Source organism: Halomonas sp. IOP_14 (genome assembly GCF_021021315.1).
Taxonomy (GTDB): Bacteria; Pseudomonadota; Gammaproteobacteria; order Pseudomonadales; family Halomonadaceae; genus Vreelandella; species Vreelandella titanicae.
In genome coordinates this window covers 22,387-33,180 of record NZ_JAINWD010000052.1, presented here as the reverse complement: position 1 = coordinate 33,180, position 10,794 = coordinate 22,387, and the positions used below count along the sequence as shown (strand labels likewise).

The window sequence follows — 10,794 nt, the reverse complement described above, 5'->3', positions numbered from 1 at the left end:
GAATATCGGCAGTTATTCAGACCTTCCCTAGCCCTTTAAGATTTAGTCTTTAAGACCCAGCCCTTGCATAAAAAAAAGCTGCCAAGTAGCAGCCAACCTCGCCACCACCTGACAACTAGCGCATTCAAGTCAGCTAATCATTCCACGTTCACGCAATGCAGCGATCACGGCGTCAGCAGCTTCTTCAGCGTCCATTTCAGATGTTTTCAAATGAACATCCGGTGCTTCAGGCGCTTCATAAGCGGAATCAATGCCTGTGAAATTTTTCAGTTCCCCGCGGCGGGCCTTTTTGTAGAGGCCTTTCGGGTCACGCGCCTCAACAACATCCAGCGGAGCATCGACAAAAATCTCCATGAACTCGCCCTCTTCCAGCAGATCCCGCGCCAACTGGCGCTCGCTGCGGAAAGGCGAAATAAATGCCGACATCACAATTAGCCCGGCATCCACCATCAGCTTGGCGGTTTCCGCTACCCGGCGCACGTTTTCCACGCGGTCAGCATCGGTAAAACCTAAATCACGATTCAAGCCATGGCGCACGTTATCACCATCCAGCAGATAGGTATGCTGACCGTGGGCGAAGAGTATTTTCTCAACCAGGTTAGCAATGGTCGATTTACCCGCCCCGGAAAGCCCTGTGAACCACACCACGGTTGGCTTCTGGCCTTTGGCCAACGCACGCGCCTGCTTATCAATATCCACATACTGCATATGGATATTTTGGCTACGCCGCAAGGCGAAGTGCAGCATGCCCGCGCCAACCGTATTGTTAGTCATACGATCGATGAGAATAAAGCCACCGGTATCGTGGTTGTCTTTATAGGCATCAAAGGCAACCGCACGGTTAAGACTCAGGTTACATACACCAATGCTGTTTAGCGGTAGCTTTTTGGCCGCCGTATGCTCCAAAGTATTCACGTTGACCTGATACTTGATATCCGTCACGGTCGCTGAGACCGTTTGGGCGCCCAGCTTCATCAGATACGGACGACCCGGTAACAGCGGCGCTTCGTGCATCCCTACAAGCGTAGTTTCAAACTGGTCGGCGGTGTGGGCTGGCTGATCTATGCCGGAAATCACATCACCACAAGAAATATCAATTTCATCTTCCAGCAACAGCGTGATGGACTGCCCAGCGACAGCTTCGTCCAAGTCACCATCCGGGGTATAGATACGCGAGACAATGCTGGTTTTGCCAGAAGGCTGAACACGGATTTGATCCCCCGGGTGCACCACACCGCTGGCCACCATACCGGTAACACCGCGGAAATCCAGGTTGGGGCGATTGACCCACTGCACGGGCATGCGGAAGGGAGAGCGCTGAAGATGTTCCACATCCAGCTCGACGGTTTCCAGGTAGCCTAGAAGCGTCGTACCTTGGTACCAAGGCATTTTAGCGCTGTGTTCGATGACGTTGTCGCCCTTCAGCGCCGACATAGGAATGAAGGTGATGTCCTCCAACCCCAGCTGTTTGGCGAAAGCACGGTACTCTTCAGCAATCTGATCAAAACGCGCTTTGGAATAGTCGACCAAATCCATCTTATTAATGGCCAACACCACGTGGCGCATGCCCATTATCGACATCAAAAAGCTATGGCGGCGGGTTTGCGTCGAAATACCGTGGCGGGCATCGACCATCAAAATAGCCGTGTCGGCAATGGAAGCCCCGGTGATCATGTTGCGGGTGAACTGCTCGTGCCCTGGGGTATCTGCCACGATGAACTTACGCTTCTCGGTAGAGAAGAAACGATATACCACATCAATAGTAATACCTTGCTCGCGTTCAGCGGCCAAGCCATCCACCTGCGACGCAAGATCCATCTCACCAACTTGAGAATCATACTTTCTTGAATTTGCTTCAGTGGCCGCAAGCGGGTCTTCAAACAGCAACTTGGACTCAAACAACAAGCGGCTAATCAGGGTGCTTTTACCGTCACCCATGCTTCCGCAGGTCAGAAAGAGCAACAAGTCCTTATGCTCATGGGCTTTCAAGTAACCTTCGACATCGTCAGCAATCAGGTCAGATGAGTGAGACATTAAAAATACCTCTCTTGCTTCTACTCCATGGATGCCGCGCTACCGTTACCAATCACTCGGCCCTGGCTTTCTGACGTTTGACCCTGAAGGTATTACTTAACCGTTTCCTCGATACGGCGCGGGCTTGGCGGAAACCTCTGCGCCGTTGCAGCAACACGACATTGCACCGTATCAAGTGGGGACAGTTTCACTGGCAGGTTGAAGCCCACATACCCGCCACGCGGCGGCAGCAAGCGACACAACTCCTGGCGAAACTCCACCGCACGCACGGTGCTGGCAAGCTCACCATTAACCAACAGTTCGACCTCTAATGGCGCATCGCGTTCATCCGCCCACCAGGCCCAACCGCTGACACTCTCCGTGGTGGCCTCTACCAGACAAGCATGCGCCCAGGGCTGGTTCGACTTGAACATCTCATAACGTGAATCAAACAATCCGGAGGCATAGTGGTAAAGCTCAATGTCTCGTCTATTCAATTTCCTGAGTTCAACGAGATCCTCTTCATCAAATTCATACTCATCCTCCAGACGAGGTTTACCCTGATTGTCTTCGCGCTCGGGAATGCGCGTTGCAAAACGATCATTCAACATTTCCAGACTTTCAGAATAACGTTCTGTTAAGCCGATAAACCCGATAGCCTCTAGATTCACCCCGTAAAGCGCCCGGCGTTGACGATTACGCATCCCACGGTCTGAATAGAATTCCTTAAAGCTTCCTTTGTAATTCATATGCCTGACAAAGTGCTCATATTCAGATGCAATACGTTGCAACGGATCACGAAGGAAAGTGATAGTGTTTCCCACACCCCATAGGGAAGCAAAGCGCGCGATAAGCACGTGCCCCGCGATCATGGCAGGATTATTAAGCGACTGCTTAAACTGCCAGAAATCAGGTTGATCGTCATACAAAAACTTTTTGACAAGCGGCGACGTCGTATCGGAGTTCGCGCCATAATCATAAACAATTCGCTCTGGTGAAAAATACCTTTCAGCACCCTTGCGAAAGCTTGTCCCGGCCGTTTTAGGTATATGCACAAAAAAAAGTGACATCTATTACATCTCCTTTATACAACGCCCGCTTACACAATCACTTCAGCGTAAAGGTGGCGAGAGTCCATTCCCGAATGAGTATTCTTGAGGTATCCACTATTATGAGCAGAATCAGGTGCATCCACCGTAGCGCGTGGTAACGAAGAACGCGAGTTCAGCGAGCGTTCGAAGGCACCCGCGGATGGCGTCGGAACGACGCCCCTTGGCACCCAACCAACTCTGCATACACGAACCCCGGCACCGCTGCGCGCTGCTTCCGCGGGTGCGCTTCGCTTACCACGCGCTACTAAATCTCGCGTACACATGAAGATGGGGATGCCACCGGAATCGAGTGATTGTACCCGTAGCGCGTGGTAACGAGAAAGCGAGCTCCGCGAGCGTTTCGTGGCAACCACGGAAGGCATCGGAACGACGCCCATTGGCACTACTCTACCGTCACGCTCTTAGCCAAATTACGCGGCTTATCCACATCCGTGCCTTTCACCAGCGCTACATGGTAGGAAAGCAACTGAAGCGCGACCACGTGCAACACCGGCGAAAGCAGGCCGTAATGCTCTGGCATCATCAACACATTGACGCCTTCAGAGGACTTCACGGCACTGTCGCCATCGGCAAACACATACAGCTGGCCGCCACGGGCACTGACTTCCTGCATGTTGGCTTTTAACTTCTCCAACATCTCATCATTGGGGGCCACCACAACAACGGGCATTTTTGCATCGACCAACGCCAAGGGGCCGTGCTTCAACTCACCTGCCGGGTAAGCTTCCGCATGAATATAGGAGATCTCTTTAAGCTTAAGTGCCCCTTCCAACGCAATGGGATAATGCCGCCCACGGCCTAGGAACAGCGCATGTTGCTTGTCCGCAAACTGGTTCGCCCAGGCTTCAATACTGGGTTCAAGGGCAAGCACCTTATCTACCGCAATAGGTAAGTGGCGCAGCTCATCCAGGTAAGCTTTTTCATCCGCCTCGCTTAACCGCTGGTTCGCTTTGGCAAGTAGCAGAGTAAGCAGGAATAGCGCACTTAGCTGGGTAGTGAATGCCTTGGTAGAAGCCACACCAATTTCCGGCCCGGCGCGGGTAATAAATCGTAGCGCCGTTTCACGCACAATGGCGGATTCCGGTACATTGCAGATCGCCAAGGTATGGGTATGCCCTAACGATTTAGCGTGATGAAGCGCCGCCAGCGTATCCGCCGTTTCACCGGACTGTGAGATAACCACCACTAGCTGTTTTGGATTAGCAACGCTTTGACGGTAACGGTACTCGCTGGCGATTTCGACGTTGCAAGGAATGCCTGCCACTTGCTCAATCCAGTACTTGGCGGTCATGCCCGCATAGCTGGAAGTACCGCAGGCCAGGATCAGCACGGCTTCTACCTGGTCGAAAATATCAGCGGCTTCCGCACCGAAGATGCCCGGCTGTAGCTGCCCTGCCCCGCTAATCATTTCCAGCGTATTGCTAAGCGCCTGGGGCTGCTCAAAGATTTCCTTCTGCATGAAGTGATTGTAATCACCCAGCTCTACCGCGTTAGCACTCAGGTTTGAAGTAATGACCTTACGCTCGACCGGCTGGCCAATACCATCAACGACAACCACCGCTTCACGGCTTAGACGAGCCACATCGCCGTTTTCCAAATACATCAAACGCTTGGTAGTGGAGATCAGTGCGGAAGCATCAGAAGCGGCATAGTGCCCATCATCTCCAATGCCCAACATTAGCGGCGAACCTTCACGGGCCACCACTAAGCAGTCCGGCTCTTCTTCACTAATTACCGCCAGGGCAAAGGCACCTTTTAGATGCTCAACGGCGCACTGCACGGCAGAGAAGAGGTTTTCCGCTGGCTCACCAATTTGGCCTTTAAAGCAGGCCTGGATCAGATGGGCGATGGTCTCGGTGTCGGTGTCTGAAGTAAATTCATACCCCAAGCCCTGCAACTGGGTACGCAACGCTTCATAGTTTTCGATAATGCCGTTGTGCACCACCGCCAAACCGCCGGAGATATGTGGGTGGGCATTACGTTCTGCCGGAACGCCGTGGGTCGCCCAACGGGTATGCGCAATGCCTACACTACCGTTGAGTGCCTGTTCCTTCACTAAGGCGGCTAACTCCGCCACACGCCCTTTAGAGCGGGCACGCTGCAAACCGCTGCTTTGCTCACCCGATAGCAGGGCTAAACCCGCTGAATCGTAACCGCGATACTCCAATGTAGATATGCCTTCCAAAAGAAAGGCGGTGCTATCCTTTGCGCCAACCGCGCCAACAATTCCGCACATAAATATTCCTACAATTATTGATTAATAATTACTAAGGTAAAAAATGCAGCTCATTTCAGAGGGAATAAAAACAAATAAAATGAAAATCCTAACGATACAATGTATTACGCATAACTATAATGCGAGGTAGTATCTATTCACCAAAATACACTGCTCAGAAATCGTGAAACAACACGATTTTAAAAAGCAACAACAATATTAAATACTTATTCACTTCCGCTCTTCAGGCAAAGAGAAATCCAAGCCAATCTCATTTTCCGGCGATTTAGTCTTAACGTATGAAGTAGCAGCATGAGATTTGCACTTCGCCTCCAATTCACGCACTTGACGTTTTAGATCATCATTCTCCTTTAGAAGGTTACTAATTTTAGCTGCTAGTTCAGCTCTTTCATTTGCTTGAATATGAACCAACTCTTCCAAACGCTTTTTAAGAGCACTAACTTCACTTTCATTATTAACTTTACTAGTCATAATAACTCACGTTAGAGATTATTCAAGAAATCAAGGCGACCATTTTTAGAGAATTCTAAAGTCACATCATCATAAACATTAGTAGATGTTATATATTTCTCAAAGGCAGTGACATTATCACTCACTTTAACATCAACACCGAACAGACCTAGGTCTTTCAATCTGTAAGACAACATGCCCAATGAATAATTAACATCATTCGTAGTCAAATCGAAACCATGAACAGGCTTGACTGGGAGAAAACCTGTTTTTGCTATAATTTTATTTTTCATGATTCCATCTAACGATTTATTTGCACCCATTTCTTTCCATAAATCAAAATCCATAAACTCTAGCAGTTCTCTTCTAAGCACACGCCCCAAACCAATTGTTTCGCCAACCCTGTGTGGTTGACTTTGTTGTTCATTAGAGGCGCCATAACCTTTCCAATAAATTGTTTTTTGGCTAGAGAAATCATGCAAATAACAATCTTGAAAACCTAAAAAAAGAGCACCTTTAGACACTTGCTTAGAATAAAATCTAAATGTGTCTTCACATATAAAATCATCTGAACCCAAAACCACTAATGCATCAAAATCAAATGATCGTGCATAGTTAAGCCCAGCTTGCCATTTATCAGATAACGGCTGGTTAGGGTACTCTAAATAATGAACACCATATTCCTCGCAAATACTACGACTAACCTCGCCCTCAGAACCCACCGCAACTATTTGAATATCAATACCAGGGCTGAGCTTTTTTCCTAACTCCTGATAATAAGAAAAAAACAAACGGCTCAACTCATGTCTTTTCCAGACACAAGTCAAAATTAACAGCTCAATCTTACCATCACTTACCCTTCGACTGTTTTGTGTTAAGAATTTAATTAAGGGATTACCATTATGTGAAAGATAATTACTAATTAAACATGAATTAATAAAGCTCAGAGCGTGCCAAAAAGAAGAGGTCTGAATACTTTTTCGTCTATTAAAATCAAGTAAAGAAGCTGTAATATCAGCCACATCTTTCCATGAATCTACAACCGCAGGCGAGCGACTAATAGTTCTCGCCATAATAATATAAAGCAGCACATCACCAGGTGTTTTTTTTAAACAGCTTCTACATACATCAAAGCTATGATAAAAATTTTCACTTTCAAGCGCCATTTCCGCTTGATTAGCAGAAACAATATTAAATCGCATTATTTATAGCCGACCTATTATACATGGATTTTCACTTCAACTGGCCAAATGCAAGATAAATGGTAGAATATCCTTTAAGGACAACGCTCATCACTTCTAAATTAGAGAATAGATAGCTATATCTATCGTACACCTCTTTTTCGTCTAAAAAGAAACGCACATGACCAAAGGAATCAAAATTAGGCACTGAAAAAACGACAGAGGCTCTGCTTGGCATACTACCTAAAAGATCCAAATCCTTCTCTATATGCTCTAGAACCTCAAGCAATATATATATATCAGCAGCATTTTCAGTTAACAAGGAAGAAGAAAAAGCGTTGCCTTCTATAAACTCAATCCCCTTTGTTCTATTTTTTGCCTGAGAAATAGCAACAGAACTATAGTCAAACCCTATGTAACAAAGAGTAGGCATCCGTTTAATAGCATACTCAGCAAATTGGCCAGGTCCGCAACCAATATCAACAACATTCAAAACATTATTATCTTGAAAAAAGTTAAGCACTTTACTCCAGACAGGGACATAAACTGAATCTTCCGAATTAGATGCGTATTTATCCGAACCTTGATAAACAACATCGTAAAACCGATGAGATATTTCAATTGAATACTCACAGGATGTTTCGTAATTTAGCTCTTCTCTTATTGCAACAGCATTAAATGGTACATTTTTACCGGAGCACTCTGCCAAATAAATTGAAAAACAAATAATACTGTACGCAGAATTAACATACCCTCTTTTTCGCAAAATATCTGAAGCAAAAATTGCGAACCCAAGAGAAGCCGCATATTTTTTATCTCGTATAATAATATCCCATATGCATTTTTCAGATTTAGACCATAACTTATTATCCCTATAATAAATAGCCAATATATGCAATAACTTACTGTCAAAAAAACCAATTTCAACTGCCATCTCTAACAATGTAATTGATTCTGCCAACCTCTTTTGATTTTTCAGTGCTTGAGCTTTACTAACGACTAAATCAATTGATTGTTTTTCCAAACCTAAAAGACAATTATAGGTCATCTCGCCCTTACGATACTCCTCACTATCAATATAGCTTTTGGCTAACTTCATTAATGATTCAGCATCGATGTTGTCTTTTTTTATAATACTTTTATTATTCATAATAAAACTCAAAACAGAAAATTACTAAAAAGCCATAACAATGCTTTTTTGATCTTGAGAAGACAAATAGGGATGCATTGGTAGACTCATTACCTTTTTAGCGATTTCATCACCAACTACTAGGTTTTCCGTATCATCCTTCACAGCGGGTTGCTTGTTTAAAGGAATAGGATAGTGTACTGCAGTTGGCACACCGGCTTCTTTCAACTTATCTAGAACGTCTTCACGGTCTTCGACAAGGATAGTATATTGTGCCCAGGCTGAAACACATCGTTCATCAACATAAGGCGTACTGACAATACCTACATCGTTAAGTAAACGCGTATAGGAAGTCGCCACATGATTACGCTTTATGATCTCATCAGCAAATATCTCAAGTTTAGGTAGCAGTATGGCCGCCTGTAGCGTATCCAAGCGACTATTTACGCCAACACGCACATGATGATAGCGCTTATCCTGGCCATGGCGCGCTATCTGACGAAGCAGTCTCGCTAAGTCTTCATCATTTGTGAAAATAGCACCACCATCGCCATAACAGCCTAAAGGCTTGCTAGGAAAAAAACTCGTGCATGCTATTGTACTGAGATTGCAGGATTTTTTCCCATTGTAGCTAGCGCCAAAGCTCTGAGCAGCATCTTCGATTACAGGAATGCCATGTTTTTCAGCAATCGCATTGATCGCATCAAAGTCCGCACACTGCCCATACAATGATACCGGTATAATAGCTTTAGTACGCGGCGTAATTGCCGCCTCCAATTGGGCGGGATCAAGGTTGTAGGTTTTTGGATCAATATCCACGTAGATTGGCTTAGCGCCTAATAAGGCAACCGTTTCTGCTGTTGCAATATAAGTAAAGCCTGGGGTGATTACTTCATCACCAGGGCCTATACCTAATGCCATCTGCGCAATCTGCAGCGCATCGGTACCATTAGCACATGTTATGCAATACTTCGCACCCGTGAATGCAGCTAACTTATCTTCAAGTTCAGAGACTTCAGGGCCAAGAATATAGTTACCATGCGCAAGTACTTTCTGGATATTTGCGTCTATTTTATCTTTGATTCGCTCTTGCTGGGCAGCCAAGTCAATAAATTGCATGATAATCAATCACTTTTAGTTAAAGTTTTGCCATTAAGATGATAAACCTTACCCGTATGAGGGCAGGAGACTTCTGCTTGACCTTCCAGAGGCAAATCTAATTGTTCACCATACTCACTCATCCAACCAATTTGCCGCGCGGGTACACCAACCATCAATGCATAAGCCGGCACATCCTTATTAATGACAGCACCAGCGCCAATAAATGAATACTCACCAATGGTAACCCCGCATACTATGGTGCAATTGGCACCCAAAGTGGCACCTTTTTTTACCAAAGTATCACGATACTCACTTTTACGTTCAATCAGTGAGCGAGGGTTATAAACATTGGTAAACACCATGCTAGGGCCACAAAAAACACCTTCTTCAAGGTGAACGTTATCATAAACTGAAACGTTATTCTGAATTTTGCAGTTATCGCCTATTGTGACCTTATTGCCAACAAAAGCATTTTGGCCAAGGGAAACCCCCCTACCGATTCTAGCGCCAGCACACACATGCACGAAGTGCCAAACTCGGGAGCCTTCACCTATCTGGGCACCTTCATCAACGATTGCAGATTCATGTACTTGATAATCCATGCGTTGCTCCTAGATGAGTTTTCTTAGAAAAGCATGTGCCTCATTTTCAGCAGGAGCCTCAGGCTGAGCTGTTCGAATATGGTGTACGGTCTCAACGCAGTGCTTAGCATCTTCAATACCATAACCGCGGCCAGCAAGAATCTCCTGATAGCTAATTGTATGAAGATCTGTGAACCCGGCGGAAAATTCTATTTGCTCACCTTCACAACTTATATTGCGGAACGTGGTTTGCTTGCCTTTTACTTCATCAGGTAGGTCATTTGCATCTATAGACAAAAACCATGGAACCCTGGCTTTTTCATACTCTAAGTAGCCACATGCTTTATAGTCGTTGGCGTAATGCAAAACATTTTTTTCTAACTTACCAAAAATAAAATGCAGCATATCAAAAAAGTGAACACCAATATTAGTAGCCACACCAAACGACTTGCGCGGATCGCCTTTCCAGCTTTCCATATACCATTTTCCGCGTGAAGTAATATAGGTTAAATCTACCTGATACTTTTCACTACGATTTTCATTCGCTACTTTTTCTTTAAGCTTCAAAATAGCTTCATGATGACGTAATTGTAAAATATTATAAACACGCTGGCCCGTTTCTTTCTCTACCTCAGCTAGTTCATTCAGAAGTTCAGGTGTCGGTACTAGCGGCTTTTCGCAAATAACATCACACCCCAACCTAAGGCCAGCTGCAATATGTGAATGGTGTAAATAGTTGGGAGAACAAACAGCCACATAGTCCAATGCAGTTGATGGATTACGTTTCAAACGGTAGGCATGCTCTTGAAATCGCTCAAATTCAGTAAAAAACTCGCTATCAGGAGAAATACTGTCGATGATACCTACGGAGTCATTAGTATCGTAGCCGATACTTAAATTATGGCCCAGCTCTTTAATCGCTTTCATATGGCGAGGTGCAATATAACCAGCAGCACCGATTAAAGCAAAACTTTTCATATTAAACACCTGT

Annotated in this window: 9 protein-coding genes; all 9 read right to left on the bottom strand. The window is 45.6% G+C overall.

Annotated elements, in window-relative coordinates:
* Nucleotides 1–129: 129 nt before the first annotated feature.
* Nucleotides 130–2,034 (bottom strand): sulfate adenylyltransferase subunit CysN, encoded by a 1,905-nt coding sequence (gene cysN / locus K7H09_RS22190; protein ID WP_176316373.1) that lies wholly within the window; start codon nt 2,032–2,034, stop codon nt 130–132.
* Nucleotides 2,035–2,126: 92 nt separating this feature from the next.
* Entirely contained in the window at nt 2,127–3,083 is a 957-nt protein-coding gene (locus K7H09_RS22185; protein WP_176316372.1) for a sulfotransferase family 2 domain-containing protein, read from the bottom strand.
* A gap of 424 nt (nt 3,084–3,507) precedes the next feature.
* Nucleotides 3,508–5,361 (bottom strand): glutamine--fructose-6-phosphate transaminase (isomerizing), encoded by a 1,854-nt coding sequence (glmS, locus tag K7H09_RS22180; protein ID WP_230806057.1) that lies wholly within the window; start codon nt 5,359–5,361, stop codon nt 3,508–3,510.
* 210 nt (nt 5,362–5,571) lie between these two features.
* Nucleotides 5,572–5,832: a hypothetical protein gene (locus tag K7H09_RS22175; RefSeq protein WP_230806055.1), complete on the bottom strand. Its 261-nt coding sequence runs from the start codon at nt 5,830–5,832 to the stop codon at nt 5,572–5,574.
* Nucleotides 5,833–5,843: 11 nt separating this feature from the next.
* On the bottom strand, nt 5,844–7,013 hold the full coding sequence (locus K7H09_RS22170) for a hypothetical protein (protein WP_230806054.1): 1,170 nt from the start codon (nt 7,011–7,013) through the stop codon (nt 5,844–5,846).
* 31 nt (nt 7,014–7,044) lie between these two features.
* Nucleotides 7,045–8,142, bottom strand: coding sequence for a class I SAM-dependent methyltransferase (locus K7H09_RS22165; protein ID WP_230806052.1), 1,098 nt, complete (start codon nt 8,140–8,142; stop codon nt 7,045–7,047).
* Nucleotides 8,143–8,166: 24 nt separating this feature from the next.
* Nucleotides 8,167–9,240, bottom strand: a complete 1,074-nt coding sequence (locus K7H09_RS22160) for a DegT/DnrJ/EryC1/StrS family aminotransferase (protein WP_269064081.1) — start codon at nt 9,238–9,240, stop codon at nt 8,167–8,169.
* 5 nt (nt 9,241–9,245) lie between these two features.
* The gene (gene wbpD, locus K7H09_RS22155) at nt 9,246–9,824 is read right to left on the bottom strand and encodes an acyltransferase (protein WP_230806049.1); all 579 of its coding nucleotides are present in this window, start codon (nt 9,822–9,824) and stop codon (nt 9,246–9,248) included.
* Between the two features lie 9 nt (nt 9,825–9,833).
* Nucleotides 9,834–10,781 (bottom strand): Gfo/Idh/MocA family oxidoreductase, encoded by a 948-nt coding sequence (locus K7H09_RS22150; RefSeq protein ID WP_230806047.1) that lies wholly within the window; start codon nt 10,779–10,781, stop codon nt 9,834–9,836.
* Nucleotides 10,782–10,794 lie beyond the last annotated feature (13 nt).